The 16434-nt window shown below is 72.4% G+C and carries 18 protein-coding genes; 8 read left to right on the forward strand and 10 right to left on the reverse strand.

The window, feature by feature from the left end:
* Positions 1–34: 34 nt before the first annotated feature.
* From OHB01_RS11160 to OHB01_RS11170, 3 genes are read right to left on the reverse strand one after another with little or no spacing between them, the layout of a single operon-like run.
* Positions 35–631 (reverse strand): TetR/AcrR family transcriptional regulator, encoded by a 597-nt coding sequence (locus OHB01_RS11160; protein WP_142649183.1) that lies wholly within the window; start codon positions 629–631, stop codon positions 35–37.
* A 25-nt stretch (positions 632–656) separates the two neighbouring features.
* Positions 657–1382: an ABC transporter ATP-binding protein gene (locus OHB01_RS11165; protein WP_142649184.1), complete on the reverse strand. Its 726-nt coding sequence runs from the start codon at positions 1380–1382 to the stop codon at positions 657–659.
* Positions 1379–2521 carry an ABC transporter permease gene (locus tag OHB01_RS11170; protein ID WP_142649185.1) on the reverse strand — a complete coding sequence of 381 codons (1143 nt, stop codon included), beginning with the start codon at positions 2519–2521 and terminating at the stop codon, positions 1379–1381. The genes OHB01_RS11165 and OHB01_RS11170 overlap by 4 nt, the downstream gene beginning before the upstream one ends.
* Before the next feature lie 142 nt (positions 2522–2663).
* Here OHB01_RS11170 and OHB01_RS11175 point away from each other — a divergent pair, with 142 nt between their 5' ends.
* Positions 2664–2897: a hypothetical protein gene (locus tag OHB01_RS11175; RefSeq protein WP_142649186.1), complete on the forward strand. Its 234-nt coding sequence runs from the start codon at positions 2664–2666 to the stop codon at positions 2895–2897.
* 23 nt (positions 2898–2920) lie between these two features.
* On the opposite strand, the gene OHB01_RS11180 is transcribed toward OHB01_RS11175, so the two are convergent.
* Positions 2921–3481 carry a methylated-DNA--[protein]-cysteine S-methyltransferase gene (locus OHB01_RS11180; RefSeq protein ID WP_142649187.1) on the reverse strand — a complete coding sequence of 187 codons (561 nt, stop codon included), beginning with the start codon at positions 3479–3481 and terminating at the stop codon, positions 2921–2923.
* A gap of 104 nt (positions 3482–3585) precedes the next feature.
* Between OHB01_RS11180 and OHB01_RS11185 the strand changes: the two genes are divergently transcribed.
* Together OHB01_RS11185 and OHB01_RS11190 are read left to right on the forward strand one after the other, a co-directional pair.
* Positions 3586–5709, forward strand: a complete 2124-nt coding sequence (locus OHB01_RS11185) for a PAS domain S-box protein (RefSeq protein ID WP_260617361.1) — start codon at positions 3586–3588, stop codon at positions 5707–5709.
* Positions 5710–5859: 150 nt separating this feature from the next.
* Entirely contained in the window at positions 5860–6312 is a 453-nt protein-coding gene (locus OHB01_RS11190) for an ATP-binding protein (protein WP_312845758.1), read from the forward strand.
* Positions 6313–6641: 329 nt separating this feature from the next.
* Here OHB01_RS11190 and OHB01_RS11195 read toward each other — a convergent pair whose 3' ends face one another.
* The 3 genes from OHB01_RS11195 to OHB01_RS11205 form a co-directional block, all read right to left on the reverse strand.
* Positions 6642–7304: a YidC/Oxa1 family membrane protein insertase gene (locus tag OHB01_RS11195; RefSeq protein ID WP_142649188.1), complete on the reverse strand. Its 663-nt coding sequence runs from the start codon at positions 7302–7304 to the stop codon at positions 6642–6644.
* A 75-nt stretch (positions 7305–7379) separates the two neighbouring features.
* The gene (locus OHB01_RS11200) at positions 7380–7661 is read right to left on the reverse strand and encodes a DUF6412 domain-containing protein (RefSeq protein WP_142649189.1); all 282 of its coding nucleotides are present in this window, start codon (positions 7659–7661) and stop codon (positions 7380–7382) included.
* Between the two features lies 1 nt (position 7662).
* Positions 7663–7830 (reverse strand): hypothetical protein, encoded by a 168-nt coding sequence (locus tag OHB01_RS11205; RefSeq protein WP_168066144.1) that lies wholly within the window; start codon positions 7828–7830, stop codon positions 7663–7665.
* Between the two features lie 279 nt (positions 7831–8109).
* On the opposite strand from OHB01_RS11205, the gene OHB01_RS11210 reads away from it, so the two are divergent.
* Complete coding sequence (locus tag OHB01_RS11210; RefSeq protein ID WP_142649190.1) at positions 8110–8823, forward strand: response regulator transcription factor; 714 nt, start codon at positions 8110–8112, stop codon at positions 8821–8823.
* Positions 8820–9935, forward strand: a complete 1116-nt coding sequence (locus OHB01_RS11215) for a sensor histidine kinase (RefSeq protein ID WP_260617362.1) — start codon at positions 8820–8822, stop codon at positions 9933–9935. Before OHB01_RS11210 ends, OHB01_RS11215 begins: the two co-directional genes overlap by 4 nt.
* A 263-nt stretch (positions 9936–10198) precedes the next feature.
* On the opposite strand, the gene OHB01_RS11220 is transcribed toward OHB01_RS11215, so the two are convergent.
* The 3 genes from OHB01_RS11220 to OHB01_RS11230 form a co-directional block, all read right to left on the reverse strand.
* Positions 10199–11869: a multicopper oxidase domain-containing protein gene (locus OHB01_RS11220; protein ID WP_328855304.1), complete on the reverse strand. Its 1671-nt coding sequence runs from the start codon at positions 11867–11869 to the stop codon at positions 10199–10201.
* 12 nt (positions 11870–11881) lie between these two features.
* Positions 11882–12352 carry a hypothetical protein gene (locus OHB01_RS11225; protein ID WP_142649191.1) on the reverse strand — a complete coding sequence of 157 codons (471 nt, stop codon included), beginning with the start codon at positions 12350–12352 and terminating at the stop codon, positions 11882–11884.
* Positions 12353–12663: 311 nt separating this feature from the next.
* Positions 12664–13101, reverse strand: a complete 438-nt coding sequence (locus OHB01_RS11230) for a hypothetical protein (protein WP_240971657.1) — start codon at positions 13099–13101, stop codon at positions 12664–12666.
* Between the two features lie 224 nt (positions 13102–13325).
* Here OHB01_RS11230 and OHB01_RS11235 point away from each other — a divergent pair, with 224 nt between their 5' ends.
* The 3 genes from OHB01_RS11235 to mptB all read left to right on the forward strand — a co-directional run bounded on the left by OHB01_RS11235 (position 13326) and on the right by mptB (position 16167).
* Positions 13326–13676 (forward strand): STAS domain-containing protein, encoded by a 351-nt coding sequence (locus OHB01_RS11235; protein ID WP_030511009.1) that lies wholly within the window; start codon positions 13326–13328, stop codon positions 13674–13676.
* A 4-nt stretch (positions 13677–13680) separates the two neighbouring features.
* The gene (locus tag OHB01_RS11240) at positions 13681–14427 is read left to right on the forward strand and encodes a glycosyltransferase (RefSeq protein WP_142649192.1); all 747 of its coding nucleotides are present in this window, start codon (positions 13681–13683) and stop codon (positions 14425–14427) included.
* 279 nt (positions 14428–14706) lie between these two features.
* Entirely contained in the window at positions 14707–16167 is a 1461-nt protein-coding gene (gene mptB, locus OHB01_RS11245; protein WP_328855305.1) for a polyprenol phosphomannose-dependent alpha 1,6 mannosyltransferase MptB, read from the forward strand.
* Positions 16168–16434 lie beyond the last annotated feature (267 nt).

Below are 16434 nucleotides of genomic sequence, written 5' to 3' on the forward strand. Positions count from 1 at the left end.
CCGCGAGAGTCGTCCGAGGGCGTGGTCCGGTGGTTCAGGACGGGTGGCCGCTCCTGTCCGCAGTGCGTACGAACGGCTCCAGCAGGGCCCGTGCGGACTCCCCGACAATCTGCGCATCCGTACCGGACTCGATCAACCGGGACCCGGCGAACACGATGGCATTGATCATCTCCGCGGTCTCGGGCACCGCGGAGACGCCGAGATCGCGCAGCGCCTCCACGAGCGGCTCCAGGAGCTGCCGGTGCATGGCACGGCTCTGCTCGGCGACCGTGTCGCCCGGCGCGACCTCCGCGAGGACGGTGGCCAGCGCGTGCTCACCCTCGCCGATCAGCTCGAAGTTGGCCAGCACGTAGGCGAGCACACGGTCGGCGGGGGTCGCGGCGGCGTCCATCGCCGCCGCGACTTCGGCCGACCAGCGGGGGAAGACGTCCTCCACCAGCGCGTTGAGCAGGTCCTCGGAGGACCGGAAGTACTGGTAGAGACTGGGCCGGGCCAGCCCGGCGCGCTCCGCGACCCGGGTCAGCGTCGGCGGCCGGCCCGTCTCCGCGAGGATCTCCCTGGCGGCGTCGAGCAGCGCGCGGTGCTGGGCGGCCCGATGCTCGGCGACGGTGGACGCCCGAATGCGTGGCACCTGCTCCCCTCCGCCATGGTCGGCCCTATTCCGACAGTCTCCCATCCACCATCGACAGGACGCGATCGCAGTGGCCGAGCACATCGTGATCGTGGGTGACCATGATCGTCGCGACCCCGGACTCGTGCGTCTCGTGCGCGAGCAGCGTGACGATGTCGTCGCTGCGGGCGCGGTCGAGCGCGGCCGTCGGCTCGTCCACCAGCAGCACGGCCGGACGGGTGACGAGTGCCCGGGCGATGCCCACGCGCTGCCGTTCGCCGCCGGACAACTGGTGGGGGCGGTGCTTGGCGCGGTGCCTCATGCCCACCCGGCCGAGCAGCTCTCGCGGGTCGTGACCGTCAGCCGGGCGTACGCCCGCCACGTCGAGCGCGAAGCGGAGCTGGTCGAGCGTGGTGAGGGCCGGGATGAGGTTGCCGGACTGGAAGACGAACCCGATCCGTTCGCGGCGGTGCCGCGCCTTCTCGCGGGCGCTCGCCCGGGTGATGTCGACGCCGTCGAGCAGGACCCGGCCGGTGTCCGGTGTGGTGAGCGCGCCGGCGACGGCGAGCAGGCTCGACTTGCCGGAGCCGGACGGCCCGACGATGGCGACGAACTCGCCGGCCGCCACCTCAAGGTGTACGTCGTCGAGCGCGGTGACTGTGGCGTCGCCGTCGCCGAGGGTCAGGGTGACGCCCTCCATCAGCAGGCCGCCGCGTTCCTGGGTGCCGGACCGGAGCGAGTCCGGGCGTGGGGACGTGGAACTGGTGGTCATCTTTGCCCTCCCAGGGCGGCGAGCGGGTCGACGCGGACGATGCGGCCCACGGCCGCCACGGCGCCGGCGAGGCCGAGGCCGATGAGGAGCAGGGCGGCGAGGACGAGCGGCCCCACCTCCAGCAGGAACGGCATGGGGGTCGTGGTGAGCAGGCTGCCGCCGCCCACCCCCAGCAGGAAGCCCACGGCGGTGGACACGGTCAGGATGACGGTCGCCTGGATCAGCGTGTCCCGCATGAGGTAGCCGGTCGAGGCGCCCATGGCGCGTATGACGGCGAGTTCGTGCTTGCGCTGGATCGTCCAGACAGTGAAGAACGTCCCGACGACGAGCGCGGAGATGGCGTACAGGAAGACCTGGATCAGCGTGAGCGTGGAGGTCTCGGCGGAGTAGCCGGGGGAAGCGCTGAAGGACGCGTCGAGCGTCATGCTCGTGGTGCCCGCCGCGGCGTCGCCGCCGGGCAGGTCGATCCGGTCTCCGTCCCGGGCGCGCAGGGCGATGGCCGTCGCCTCCTCGTACGCCCCGTCGCGCACCTCGTCCCCCGGCCCGGCGCCGGCGTGCACCTGCTGCCAGGTGCGCAGCGGCAGGTACGCCACGTCGACGTGCCCGAAGGTGCGCTGGTCGCCCGTGGTGCCGACGACCTTGAGCCGGGTGCCCAGGCGGTCGATGACGACGGTGTCGCCGATGGCCACGCCCTCGTCCAGGACGGTCTCGCTGACCACGATCCCGTCGGGGTCGCCGAGTCCGGCGCCGTCGGAGACGGCGGGTGCGAGGAAGGAGCCGGGATCGACGCCGAACAGGGCCAGGTCGACCGGCACCTGCGCGCCGGCGGAGGTCGTGGCCTTGGCGTTGACCAGCATGGTGCCGAACGGCGCGGCGTCGCCGACGTCGTCGCGGCTCTTCCACAGCTCGGCCAGGTTCACGTTGACGGTGCTGCGGGAGAAGGCGGAGTCGGTCTTGGTGCCCTCGGCGAAGGCGAACGCGGTGACGGGCAACCGTTTGAGCCCGGAGACGCCGTCATTGACGAGCCCGGAGGACAGGCCTGACAGCAGCACGACGAGGATCGCGATGAGGGCGACGACTCCGCCCATCAGGCCGAAGCGTGCGCGGGCGAAGACCAGCTCGCGCCAGGCCAGGAACATGACACTCCTAAGAAGCAGGGATTCAAGGACGACGAGCGCCCCGATTTGCCGACGCGCCGTTGGTAACATACCAACGGCGCGTCGGAAAAATTTCGCACACCCGTCGTCGTGGAGAGGTTTGCGAGGCCGTGGTCCGTGGACGGTGGCCATCACCGCAGGCGTCGCAGGCATCGCGGGTGATAGCAGCGGGGCCATCGGCCGCCACGCCCACCTCAGCCTGCGACGCATCCGCGTCGCCGCCGTGCCCGCGCTCGTCCCCGAGAACCTCGCCGCCCTCGGCGAACTCCTGGACGTCACCAGCGCGCACAGCGTCCTGCACCGCGATGACCTCGTCGTACGCACCGAGCGCACCGTCTGGACCGCCGGGCGCACCTGACCCCGGGCCGTCCCCGGCTCGGCCTAGAGAGCGCCCTCCAGGCGGAGCAGGTGTTCCTTGGCCGCCGGGCCGCCGGCGTACCCGCCGAGCGAGCCGGGGCCCTCCACCGCCCGGTGGCACGGCAGGAGCACGCAGACGGGGTTGCCCGCCAGGGCGTTGGCCACCGCGCGGGGCGCCTGCGGCCGCCCGATCCGCTCGGCGATCTCCTGGTAGGTGGTGACGCTGCCGTACGGCACGGCCGGCATGAGCTGGATCACCGTACGGCTGAAGCCGGTGACCAGGCGCAGGTCCACGGACAGGGAGAAGGTGCGCAGCCTGCCCGTGAAGTAGGCGTCCAGCTCTCTGCGCAGGGGATCGATGCGGCGCGGGTCGGGCCCGATGAACGAGCCGACGGCGCGGGAGACCCGGGCGAAGACCTCGTGCTCGTCCTCGTAGGTGCAGGCCAGCACGCCACGGGCGGTCACCGCGAGGACCAGACGGCCCACCGGCGCGTCCATGGTGCCGAAGGCGACCTCGGGCGGGGCCACGCCGACGTAGCCCGGCGAGGTCACGCGGAGCAGGGCCTCGAGGTCCTCGGTGGACATGGGCGCCCCACTTTCTCTTCTCTGCGTGCTGGCAGCGTATCGGAGCGGTCGCGAGGTGACGGAAAAGGCCAAGATCAAAAGGTGAAAGAAGGCACGATGGGGACGTGGGTGACAGCAGCGTGGACGGCCGGGCGGCGGATCTCGCCCCCGCGGTCCCGGACCCGGTGAACGCGGGCGCCGCGGACCCGGACACCGTGGCTGCGGACGTCGCGATCCTGGAAGACGCGACGCCGGGAGAGGCGGCCCTCGGCGACCCGGCGTCGCGCGACGTGGCGTTGGGCGGCGTGGCGTTGGGCGATGCGATGTCGGGCGGCGCGGCGTCGCGCGATGTGGCGTCGGGCGGCGCGGCTCTCGGCGATACGGCTTTCGGCGACGTGATCCTCGGAGACGCCGAGGAGGGCCTCGCGCGTGCGGTCCTGGCCGGCTCCCCCGACGCGATCGTCGCGCTCGACCGCGACCTGGCCGTGCTGAGCTGGAACGCGGCGGCCGAGCGGCTGTTCGGCTGGCCCGCGTCCGATCTGCTGGGCAGGCGTGCCCCGATCGTGCCCGACGAGCTGATGGCCGAGCACAACGCCGTGCTCGAACGCGTACGCGCGGGCGGTCGCGTGTCGCTGACCACCAAGCGCCTCCACCGCGACGGACGGCTGCTCGATCTGCGGGTGGACACGAGCGCCTTGAGCTCGCCGGCCGGCGCCCTGCTCGGCTACGTGAGCGTCTACCACGCCGCCGAGGACGACGACGCCGCGCACGGCAGGATGGTGCGCCGCGCCCGCCTGGTGCGACGGCTGACCGACGTGGTCGGCGACATCAACGCCGAGCTCGACCTGCCCGTCGTGCTCGACCGCATCGCCGCGAGCCTGACCGAGCTGACCGGCGCCGACGCCGGTGGTTTCGTGTCCATCGAAGGGGAGCGGCTGCGCCTGGTCGGCGTCCACCAGTTGCCGGAGACGCTGCGCGGGGCCACCGCGGGGCTGCACACCAGCCTGGTCGCCAAGCTGCTGCGCACCGGCAAGACCGTGCTGCTGGAGACCGGACCCGAGGGCTTCCAGGACCTGATCTGGGCGCGGCTGCCCGGCCTGCACACGATCGCCGTCGGCATCGCCGCCGTGGGCGGGCGTCCTTATGGAGCGCTCTACGCGTTGTTCGCCCGGCGCAAGGCGAGCCATCTGGAGCTCGAACTTCTCGAACTCCTCGCCGGGCACGCCGGGATCGCGGTCGCCAACGCCATGGCGTACCAGGAGGCGGTGCGGCAGCGCGCCCACGAGCGGGCCGTCTTCGACGCCAGCGCCGACGGCATCGCGGTGCTGGACGGCGCGGGCGCGGTCGTACGGTGGAACCCCGCGGCGGCCGAGCTGACCGGCCACTCGGCGGACCAGGTCATCGGAGGGCCGCCGCCCTTCCCGCTGCCGGCGCCGGGGGAGAAGCTCACCTTCCAGCTCCCGTCCGGCCGCTGGCTCGACGTGCTGTGCGCGGAGATCCGGGAGACGGGCGAGACCGTCGTCGACTTCCGTGACGTGACCCGGGCCAAGGAGCTGGAGGAGGCCAAGGACCTGTTCCTCGCCACCACCAGCCACGAGCTGCGTACGCCGATCACGATCGTGCACGGCTTCGCCAGCACGCTCGACTCCCGGTGGGACCACCTGTCCGACGAGGAACGGCGGTCGGCGGTCCACACGATCGCCGAGCGGGCCCGCTCGCTCGGCCAGCTCATGGACCACCTGCTGCTCGGCGCGCGGGCCGGCGCGGAGGAGCTGAAGGTCAGGGTCGAGCCCTTCGATCTGGCCGCCCGGGTGCGCGCGGCGACGCTCGGACTGCCGGTCCTGTCCGACCGCCACCGGCTGGAGGTGGACATCCCGCCCGATCTCCCCCTGGTGTACGGGGACGCTCTGGCCACCGACATCCTCCTCGCCCAGTTGCTGGAGAACGCGTTCAAGTACTCCCCCGACGGCGGCCTGATCCGGGTCGAGGCGTGGCCGGAGGACGACCGGGTCGTGCTGGTGGTGGACGACGAGGGAGTGGGCATCGCGGAGGGCGACCGGGAGCGGATCTTCGAGCGGTTCGTCCAGGCCGACAGCGGCAACCGGCGCAGGTTCGGCGGGGTCGGGCTCGGGCTCTACATCGTGCGCAACCTCGCCCGCGCCCAGGGGGGAGACGTCGCCGCGCTGCCCCGATCGGGTGGGGGAACCCGGATGCGCCTGGTGTTGAACTCCGCAGGATCTTCATCCTGATAAGACAGATCGGAGCGTGGCGTCACCACTTAAGCACTGAACTATTGTCCAATGTGCACAAGCTGTGATCCGGGGCACGGTTTCCCGGCCGAGTTAGCGGGGCATTTCGGTCGTACTGGCTTGTGCAGCAGAAACGGGGGGAACGGGGAGGTGAGTGCGTCGAGCGTCGTGATGCTGCCGTACGCACCGTCGAGCGTCGCCGTCGCACGTCAGCGCCTCAGCGCCGATCTTTCGAACGCGGGGTTGCTCGCCTCGGCCGTCGACGACGTCGTTCTGATCATGAGCGAACTGCTGAGCAACGCGCTGCGCCATGCCCACCCTCTCCCGTCCGGGCAGCTCAAAGTGGCGTGGCTCTGCTCGGACACCCAGGTCGAGGTGGCCGTGAGCGACGGAGGCGCGTGTACGGAACCCCGTGCGGGCCGCCCGACCCTGTCGTCCCTCGGCGGCCGTGGACTCGGCATCGTCGAATACCTGGCCGAGCGCTGGGGGGTCAGGCACGACGAGGAGGCGACCACCGTCTGGGCCGTCGTCCCCGCCTCATGGCCCGCCCGAAACGGACATCACGAGATGTCCGAAACCCCCGTACTGCGCGAAGTCGTCTGAAACACCCCCGCCCACCACGCCCTCCGTCACCCCCGGTTACCGACTTGCCCCCGTCGCCGCCCCCCGCTACGGCTTGCCCCCGTCGCCACGACGGGCCCCGGTCGGCTACGCCGCGCCTCTCGCCCACTACTGCCTGCCGTGGCCGCTGCACTGCGCACCTGCCGACGCGGTGTGCCTCCCGGCATTGTGCTGGGCTCCCGTCGTTATGCCGCGATCCCGTCCGCAGGCCGTCCCCGCCGGCGTCCCCGGCCGTCCCGGGCATGTATGCGTCGTCACGGGTCACGCCGTGAGCATTCCAGCTCCCCGGCGTGACCCCGTGTTCCCCGGCTTTATGCCGTGCGCGGATAGAGCACGGCCCGCTCGGCCGTCGTCCAGGCGCTGCTCACGAGCAGGTAGACGCCTGCCGCGAGCGGGAGGAAGGCCGCCACGGCCACGGTCCAGAACGGCGCGAGGAGCTGAAGGCGTCGCATCGGAGCCGTGGGCTCGACCCTGCGGGCGGCGATCACGGCCACGACCACGAGCAGCGCGAGCAGCCCGGCGAACACCGCGACCGGTGGGCTGACCAGGCCCGCCCCGGCGACCGCGGCCGCGAGGTGCTCCCCCAGCGGCACGCCGAGCACGCTCTGCGCCAGCAGCAGGTTCGGATGTCCCGCGATCACGGCGGCCGTGAACAGCCGATAGGTCACCATGAAGAACGGCGACTGCGCGAACCCCGGAAGATAACCGGTGAACTGGCCGACGCCCTCCTTGGCGTATATGGCGTTCACCTCACGCAGGAGCCGCTGCGGGTCGTTCTTCCACCGCTTGCGGAGCTTGTCCACCTGGGGAGCGAGCCGCATCCTGATCCGCTGGGCACGGGCGACGCGGATGCTCAGCGGCAGCAGCGAGAGCCGTACGGCGAGGGTGACGAGAACGATCGCGAGCCCGCCGCCGGTGACGTGGCTGAGCGCCTCGATGAGCCGGTAGGCGGGGTCGAGCACGAAGTCGAACATGGGAAGCCTTTCGTCTGGGGCCTTCTGCCGATGAATGAGGGCATGACGAAAGCGCTCGTGACCGGAGAAGACCGGTCAGGCGAGCGCTGGGCTTCCTGATGGTGCGCGGGGACGAGGACGGCCAGGCGTGCCGGGATCGCGCAGCCTGACCATCGCCGTCTCACCGTTGTACGACGGCCTGCCCGGCCCCTGAGACAGAACGGGGACGCCGGTCAGCCGGGAGAGCATCCAGGCGAACACCAGAACGGCCACGCCGGCCAGGCCGGCCGCGGTCAGCGCGCCGGGGCCCGAAGACCCGGCGACCGACCCGGCCAGCAGCCAGACGAGCGATTCGATGACGGCCTGGAGAGCGTTCACGTCAGCGGGACAGCTTCCCGACGACGGTGACCACGACGACGGCGACGAGGGCGATGATCCCGATGATGAGCAGGAACTTCAGCGTCGCGAACAGCGCGGGGATCACGAATCCGAACACCAGCCACAGGGCCAGGAGGATCCCCAGTACGGTCAGTATGGTACGGGCCATGGCTTCAAGGTACGCGGTGCCACCGACAACCGCGAGCTTGATCCAGAATCGGTTCGCATCCCCATGATCCGTAAGGTTTCACGTGAATCATCGCGTTCGACCGGGCTTTCGGCGGGGTCCGGCGGCGAACCGCGCGAGCGCTCGCGCAGCCGGCTCTCGGGAGACGGGCGGCAGGTCCGTACGAGGCGTCGGCCGGGTTGCGGCGTGACGGGCGGCCGGTTCTTACGAGACGGTGACGTGGCTCGGCCACGGTGGCCCGGCGGACGTACCGTTTATGACGTGCCTGCCCCGAAGAGCCCTCAGAATCCCGCCCGTGTCCTCGTGGTGGACGACGACCCCACCGTCGCCGAGGTAGTGGCCCGTTATTTGGAGCGGGACGGGCACGAGGTCGAGTGCGTGGGCGACGGAGCCGAGGCGCTGCGGCGGGCCCTGGCAGACCCGCCCGACCTGATGGTGCTCGACCTGATGCTGCCCAAGCTCGACGGCCTGCAGGTCTGCCGCAAGCTGCGCGAGCGGTGGCCCGTCCCGGTGATCATGCTGACCGCGCTCGGCGAGGAGATGGACCGGGTGGTCGGCCTGGAGACCGGCGCCGACGACTACGTGGCCAAGCCGTTCAGCCCGCGCGAGCTGGCCCTTCGAGTGCAGTCCGTGCTGCGGCGGGCCCGCGGAGCCCTGGTGCCGACGGGCACCGGCGTGCTGCGCGACGGCGACCTCGTGGTGGACGTCGGCGCCCACGAGGTGCGCCTGGGCGGAAAGGAGATCACGCTGACCGCCCGGGAGTTCGACCTGCTCGTCTATCTGCTGCGCAACCCCCGTCAGGCGTTCAGCCGTACGGCCCTGCTCGACCAGGTCTGGGGCTGGTCGTTCGGCGACTCCTCCACGGTGACGGTGCACGTGCGCAGGCTCCGGGAGAAGATCGAGGACGATCCCACCGATCCGCGCAGGATCGTCACTGTCTGGGGCGTCGGCTATCGATACGAGCCCCTGCCGTGATCGTCCAGATCGTCGCGGTCGCCGCCGGGCTCGGCCTCGTCATCGCGGCCCTCGGCCTGGCGCTGCTGCGGGTGCTGCGCCGCCACTCCATCGGCGTGATGCTCGCGGTCGTCGCGGCCGTGACGGTCGCCGCGACGCTGGCCGGGGTGGTCGCCATCACCCTCGCCATGATCATCGACGGGGGGCCGAAGGACATCGTGCTCAGCGTCGTCGCCATCGGCGGCCTGGTGGGCCTCGGCGTCGCGCTGGTGAACGCCCGCACAGTGGTGCGCGCCAGCAGGAGCCTCGTCGACGCGCTGGAGAGCGTGCCGCCCTCCGGCCTGTTCACCCCGCCGCCCGCGCCGCTCCCCGCCGAGCTGCAGAAGATCAGCACCGCGCTTGAGCAGGCGTACGAGCGGCTGCGGCTGGGGCACGAACGCGAGCGGGCGCTGGAGAGCGCGCGGCGCGAGCTGGTCGCGTGGGTGAGCCACGACCTGCGCACTCCCCTCGCGGGCATGCGAGCGATGGTGGAGGCCCTGGAGGACGGGGTGGCCGACGACCCCGAGACCGTCAAGCGCTACCACGTCCAGATCAGGGTGGAGGTCGACCGGCTCGCCGGCATGGTGGAGGACCTGTTCGAGCTGTCGCGCATCCACGCGGGCACGCTGCAACCCAGGCTCACCCGCACGGGGCTCGGCGACCTCGTCGCGGACACCCTCGCCGCCGTCGAACCGCTGGCCCGCGCGCAGGGCGTACACCTGACCGGCGAGGCGGACCCGCGCCTCCCGGTGTACGCGGACGCCGGGCAGCTCGGCCGGGCCGTACGCAACCTCGTGGTGAACGCCATCCGCCACACGCCCGCCGGGGGGACGGTCGACGTGCGGGCGGTCGCGGAGGGGACGACCGCCCGCCTGTCCGTGCTGGACGGTTGCGGCGGCATCCCGGAGGCGGACCTCCCCAGGGTCTTCGACGTGGCGTTCCGGGGCGAGGCGGCTCGGACGCCCGGTCCCGACGGCGGCGCCGGGCTCGGCCTCGCGATCGCGCGCGGCATCGTGGACGCCCACAACGGCGAGATCGGCGTGGTCAACGAGGGGCCCGGCTGCGTCTTCACGATCACACTGCCCCTGGCCTGACGGCCTGACGGCCTGACGGCCTGACGGCCTGACGGCCTGCCGCACGCCGACGCCTTTGCCCTGGCGGCCTGGCGCACGTCGGCGCTTGAGCCTGGACGCCCCGCCCCCGGCGTCGGTTCGACACCGGCCGGCCTGGCGCCTCTCCGCCTGAGTCGCGAACCGGGCTCGGTTGCGAGCAGATTCGCTTCAGCCGCGCCCCGCGTCGGCAGGAGCCCGCTTGAGCGGGGTGCTCGCATCGGCCGGGCCCCCGCACCGGCCGGGAGTCACTCCGGCTCGTTTCCGGCAGTCCCGCCCATGGTGAAGGGTGTGGTGATCCCCTCGTACATGAGGTGGGCGACGAGACCCTCCGTGGCGTGCGGCAGGTTGTGGCAGTGGTCCATCCAGATGCCCGGGTTGTCGGCGACGAAGGCGATGTCGTACGACTCGCCGGAGCCGACTTCGAGCGAGTCCACCCACCACGGGCTGCCCGTCGCGCGCACGCCGTCGCGGGCGAGCACCACGGCGTGGTGGCCGTGCAGGTGCATAGGGTGGGGCTCACCGCTGTCGTTGACGATGCGTACGCGCACCACGTCGCCCTCCGCGACGACGAACATCGGCACATCGGGGAACGTGTGGCCGTTGATCGTCCACCAGATGCCGGGGCGTCCGTCCAGGAAGCCCGGGCGGCGCCCGATCTCGTAGCCGAACCGCCGGTCGGGCCGGTCCGGGTCGAACCCGAGCGGCGCCCGCGTGCCGTACGAGAGCAGGTCGAGCGAGGTCGCGGGCCGGGGGACGGCGGGCAGGTCGTACGACCGCGAACCGAGCACGACGCCCGCCGGGCCGCCGATGTGCACCCGCACCGGCGAGCCGTCCTCGGGCATGGTCACCTCGATGTCGGCCCGGCCGCCCGCCGTGACCATCACGGCGGTGTCCCGTACGGGAGCGGGCTCGTGCAGGTCCGTCCCGTCGACGGCGACGAGCCGGAACGGGGCGCCGCCGACCCATACGGGCGTCTGGCCGTTCTCCGTGTTGATCACCCGTACGCGCACCCGTTCGCCGGGACGTGCCTCGGCGTGGACGTCCCCCTCCTGTCCGTTGATCGTGCGGGCCCCGTCGTAGAGGTGCAGCAACGCCACGACGTCGGCCGTGCCCGCCGCCGGGCGTGCCGCAGGGGTCACCACGAGGGCGCCGAGCAGGCCGCGGCGCACCTGCTCGTGGGACACCTGGTGGGAGTGATACCAGAACGTGCCGGCCTGGTCGGCGACGAACCGGTAGGTGAAGGACCGGCCCACGCCGACCGCGTCCTGGGTGACGCCGGCGACCCCGTCCGCCGCGTTGGGCACGTCGACGCCGTGCCAGTGCAGCGTGATGCCGTCCGGCACCGACTCGTTGACCAGACGGACCTGCACCAACTGCCCGAGGGTCGCGTGGATGACCGGGCCGGGCGAGGTGCCGTTCAGCGTGTAGCCGTCCACGGAGCGGCCGGTGGCGAGCCGGAACCGCTGCTTGCGCGCGACCAGGGTGATGGCGACGTCGGCGGGGCGGTCCGGGTCGGCCGTCAGCGACGTCAGGGTGCGCGCCGACGCCGAGTGCTCCGGGTGGCCGCCGTCCTTCCCATGGGCGCTCTGGTCGTCATGTTCCCCGTGCGCGGTGTGCTCTCCGTGCGTGTGCTGTTCTGCGTGCGCGGTGTGCTCCGCGTGCGTGTGCTGTTCTGCGTGGGCGGTGTGCTCCGCGTGCGTGTGCTGTTCTGCGTGCGCGGCGTGCTCTGCGGAGGCGTCCGCGGCCATGTGCGTGAGCGCGCCGCCGTAGTCCGCGTACCCCATGTCCATGACGGAGTACGCGCCGGGCATCAGGCTGTCCTGCCACATCCAGGCCAGTGGGCCGAGCAGGGAGATGGCCGCGGCGCCCGCCAGGGCGAGCCGGAGGCGGGCGCCGCGACGACGGTTGCCTTCCATGTGCGATGTCCGTCAGACGACGGTCTCGACACGGGCGTGGGGCCGGGTGGTCGCGTCCGCCGCCGCCCGGCGTCCGCGGAGTGCGGCGTGGACGGCCGCGCTGAACAGCAGCAGCGCGTTCAGACCGTGCAGGGCGCCCAGGGCGGGGATCTGGTGACCGAGGAGGCCCAGGGTGATCTGGACCGCGACGAGCACGACCACGAGGGCGGCTCCCCTGACCGCTCCGGGGACCTTCGTGAAGAACGAGCCGACCAGCAGGAACAGCGCGATCGCGGGGATGACCATCATCCCGTTCATGCCGTGGACCATGAAGGCGAAGAACTCGGGGAACTCGATGCCGCCGCTCTCCGCGCTCGCCTTGTCGATGACCCCGCCCTGCTCGACGTACTTGAACAGCCCGGCGTCGCCGAGCACGACCATCATCGCCTGCACTGCGACCTCGGCTGCGACGAGCGAGGCCAGGATCTTGTAGACCAGCTTCATGACGATCTTCCCATCCGGGACCCGGCGAGCCCTTCGACACCCGGGCACCGCGGTCCTCTCCTGTGTCGGCCGGCGCCCGTCTCGGGGCGCCGGCCCTTACGCAGAGGACGGTAGGAACGCCTCCATGGCGAATACTTAATGACCACTTCGGTGACTCTTGGCGTCGCCGGTTCCGCGCGCGAAAGCGCAGCTCGGGACGGCGCGGCACCGCTCGGAGCCGCGCAGCACAGCTCGGAAGCGCGCGGTACGGCGCGCCGCGGCTCGGTTCACGCGGGCGCGGCACGGCGAGGTCCGGCGCCGCGCCGTCCAGGTCACACCTCGGTCTGGTGCTCCAGCTGGCCGCGCCAGGAGGGGATGTCGGGCGCGGCCTCCCGCTGGCGCGGGGTGAACGCCTCCGCCATGGCCCGGAATGTGGGGCATGGCCAGCGCCACATGCAGCTCCGGCATCGCAGGATCGGATTGGCCGGGTCGCTGGAGATGCCGCCCGCGTCTCTGGGCTGGTGCAGATCGAGCAGCCGGAGGCCGAGCTCGGAGAAGCTCAGCAGCTCCTCGCGCGCTTCGGCGAGGAAGTCGAGGTCCTCCGCGGCCAGCCGGGCGCTGACCGGGACGTACCCCTCGCGGTTGACCAGGCCGCGCAGCGGCTCGGCCGCGTCGCGCCACGACGAGGCCTTCTCCGTGCGCACCTGGATGGTCTCCAGATGCTCGCGCAGCACGCGCCGCTGTGGATCCTCGGGAATCTCACTGTTCATCTGCTCTCGGGCCCGCTGTGCTCGGCGCCCGCCCTCCTTTGCGAAGTGACGACCAAGACGCGGAGGTTCCGGGCCCTCCATCCGGCGACGCCGGTGTCGCATAGCGTCAAGCTTCGCGCACTCGGCGTTTACATGGGGCCGGAATCGGGGACAAAGGGCGGACGACTCTTCGATGAATCCGATGGAGCGTGACCCGAGGCCGGTACGACGCTAGTGTGCGCCTCGTGGAGCTCAAAGTCGCGACGCAATCCCACGCCGGTCAGGCCGTCATGGCCGTCTTCGGCGAAATCGACCTATATACCGCGCCCCGGCTGCAGGCGGAGTTCACCCGCCTGCTGGAGACCGGGCCCGACCGGGTGGTCATCGACATGTCCGGAGTCGAGTTCTGCGACTCCACGGGCATGAACGTGCTGCTGTCGGCGCTCAAACGGCTGCGCGAGCGGGGCGGCACGCTGGAGGTGGCGGCGCCGAGACCGGCGGTACGCAAGATTCTCCAGGTCACCGGCCTGGACTCGGTGTTCACCGTGCACGACACGGTGCCCGCCGATCTGCTCACGGCCGAGCATCAGGGCTAGGCGCATGGGGGAGATGGCAGTGCCCGAGCCGGACACCGCGGTGGTGATCCCGGCGAAGGACGAGGCCGACCGGATCGGCGTCACCGTGACCGCCGCCCTGAAGCTGCCCGGCGTGGATCTCGTGGTCGTGGTCGACGACGGCTCGTCCGACGAGACCGGCCGGGTGGCCAGGGCGGCGGGCGCCCGGGTCGTACGGCACAGCCGCAACCGGGGCAAGGCGGCGGCGATGGAGAGCGGCGCCGAGGCCGTACGCCTCCTGGACGAGGACCAGCCCCGGCACCTGTTGTTCCTCGACGCCGACCTGGGCGAGACGGCTGCGGCCGCCCTCCCCCTGATCGAGCCGGTGCGGGCCGGTGAGGCCGACATGACCATCGCGAAGTTCGCGACCAGGGTCAAGCTCGGCGGGCACGGCATCGTCGTACGGGTGGCCCGTGACGGGATCAAGAGGCTCACCGGCTGGGAGGCCACCCAGCCGCTCAACGGGCAGCGGTGTCTCACCCGGGCGGCCTTCGAGGCGGCCCGGCCGCTCGCGCACGGCTTCGGCGTCGAGACCGGCATGACCGTCGACCTGCTCAGGAAGGGCTTCCGGGTGGTCGAGGCCGAGGTCGAGATGTCGCACCGCGCGACCGGCACCGACTGGCGCTCCCAACTGCACAGGGCCAAGCAGCTTCGCGACGTCGGCCTGGCCCTCGCCGCCCGCGAGCCCGCCGTGGACCAGGCGCGCTCCGCCCTCCGCCCGCCCCGCCGCTGAGCCCTGCCACCGAGCTCGCCGCAGAGCCCCGCCACCGAGCGCGGCTGTCGGCCCCTGCTGGTGGGCCATGCCGCTGGGCGCCGCCGCTGAGTGCCTTTGCCGGGCGGTTGCCGTCGCGCGGCGCGCCGGGCTCTGCTGCCGGGCCCTGACTCCGCCGAGCCTCTGCTGCTGGGCCCCGCCACCAGGCCCGCTATCGGCCGAGCTCGGGGTGGGTGTCCCGCGCCCGGCGGCCGAGGCGAGCCCGTACGCGTCGCCGGGGCGGTGTGGTGGAATTCTCGGGTGGATTCGCGGGGGCGCGCAGGGATCGCCGCCCGGCTGGCCCCGGCCGCCGGCGGCCTGTCGATCGTCCTCACGATCACAATCGGCGTCCTCGGGCCGTCGGCGATGGTCCCCAGGCTGCCCGGACCGTCGTGGCAGCCCCCCTACTCGCTCGATCTCGCCCCCGGCGGTCATCTCGTCGTCGCGCTGGCCGCCGCCGCGCTCGTCCTCGGCACGGCCGGCCTGGCCCTCGGCCTCGCGTACCCCGGCGGATCGCCTCGGGCGCGCACGCTGCTCGTCGCCGGGTGCGTCGCCGCCGCGGTCCTCGCTTTCCTGCCGCCCTCCGGGTCGGCCGACCACCTCAACTACGCGGCGTACGGCCGGATGGCGGCCCTCGGTTACGACCCGTACGCGACCGTGCCCGCCGACCTGCCCGCCGATCCGGTCATCGGCAGGGTGGAGGAGTGGCGGAACACCCCCAGCCTGTACGGCCCGGTCGCCACGGCCGTGCAAGCGCTCGCGAGCCATGTCGGGGGCGACTCGGTCCGGCTGACGGTCTTCGTGATGGCCCTGGTCAACGCCGCCGCCTTCGTCGCCACCGGCCTGCTGCTCCACCGGGACACCGCGGGCGACCCCGTACGGCAGCGCCGCGCGGCCCTGCTGTGGACGGCCAACCCGCTGCTCGTCTACGAGCTGGTGGCCGGGATGCACCTCGACACCGTGGCGATCGCGTTCGTCGTGGCGGGCCTGGTCGCCCGCCGGGGCGTGCTGCTCGGCCTCGGCGTCGCGGTCAAGGCCACCGTGGGCGTGGTGGCGCTGGGCACGGCGTGGGAGCTGCGCCGGAGCCCCCGGCGGCTCGCCCTGGTCGCCGGGCTGGCGGCGCTGACCGTGCTCGTGGCCTATCTGCTGGCCGGGCCGCACTCGCTCGACCAGTTGCTGAACGCCAGCAAGTCGGTCTCGCTCGCCACGCCGTGGAAGCTGGCCCAGAGGGCGCTCCAGGGGCTGTTCGGGCCGGGGGCCTATCGGGCGTGGATCCAGGCCGGTTCGCTGCTCCTGCTGGCCGTGCTGGTCGTCCTCCTGCTGCGCGGCCGTCCCGCCGCCGGCCGTGAGGGACCGGTGGTGGCCCTGGCCGTCGCCGTGGCCTGGCTGTTCGCCACGCCGTACGCGCTGCCCTGGTATGACGGGCTGGGCTTCGCACTGCTGGCCCTGGTCGCCTGGCCGGGCCTGGAGGCGTTCCTGGTCGCCCGGCTCGCCGTGCTCTCGCTGGCCTACCTGCCCGCGCGCCAGGCGGACCAGCCGAGCGACCTGCGGTGGCTCGTCGACGTGGTCAGGGGCTGGGTGGCGCCGTCGCTCCTGCTGGCGCTGACGATCGCGCTGCTGTGGTGGGCGGCGCGGTCTGCAGCGCGTGCACGGACGCCGCGAGCGCCAGCGGCACCGCGACCGTCAGGGCCATCGCCGGGATCGCGATCCCCGAGTCGTTGATCAGGAACCCGGCGAACGCCGCGGTCAGCGCGCCGAACAGCCCGGCCCGCAACTGCGGCGCCCGCTCGTAGGCCAGGCTGAGCGCGGGCGCGCCCCACCGGGACGGCCGGGCCAGCACGAGGAACAGGAACGCCACCGCGACCAGCGACAGCAGCGTCAGCGGGAGGTTGCCCAGCGTGTGGAGCATCGCCCCGAGCTTGCGTCCGACCACCGAGCCGCCCTCGCCACCGATGATCTGCTGGACGAACGCCCCGAGGTGGGTGCGCC

Source organism: Microbispora hainanensis (assembly GCF_036186745.1).
In the GTDB taxonomy this organism is placed as follows: domain Bacteria; phylum Actinomycetota; class Actinomycetes; order Streptosporangiales; family Streptosporangiaceae; genus Microbispora.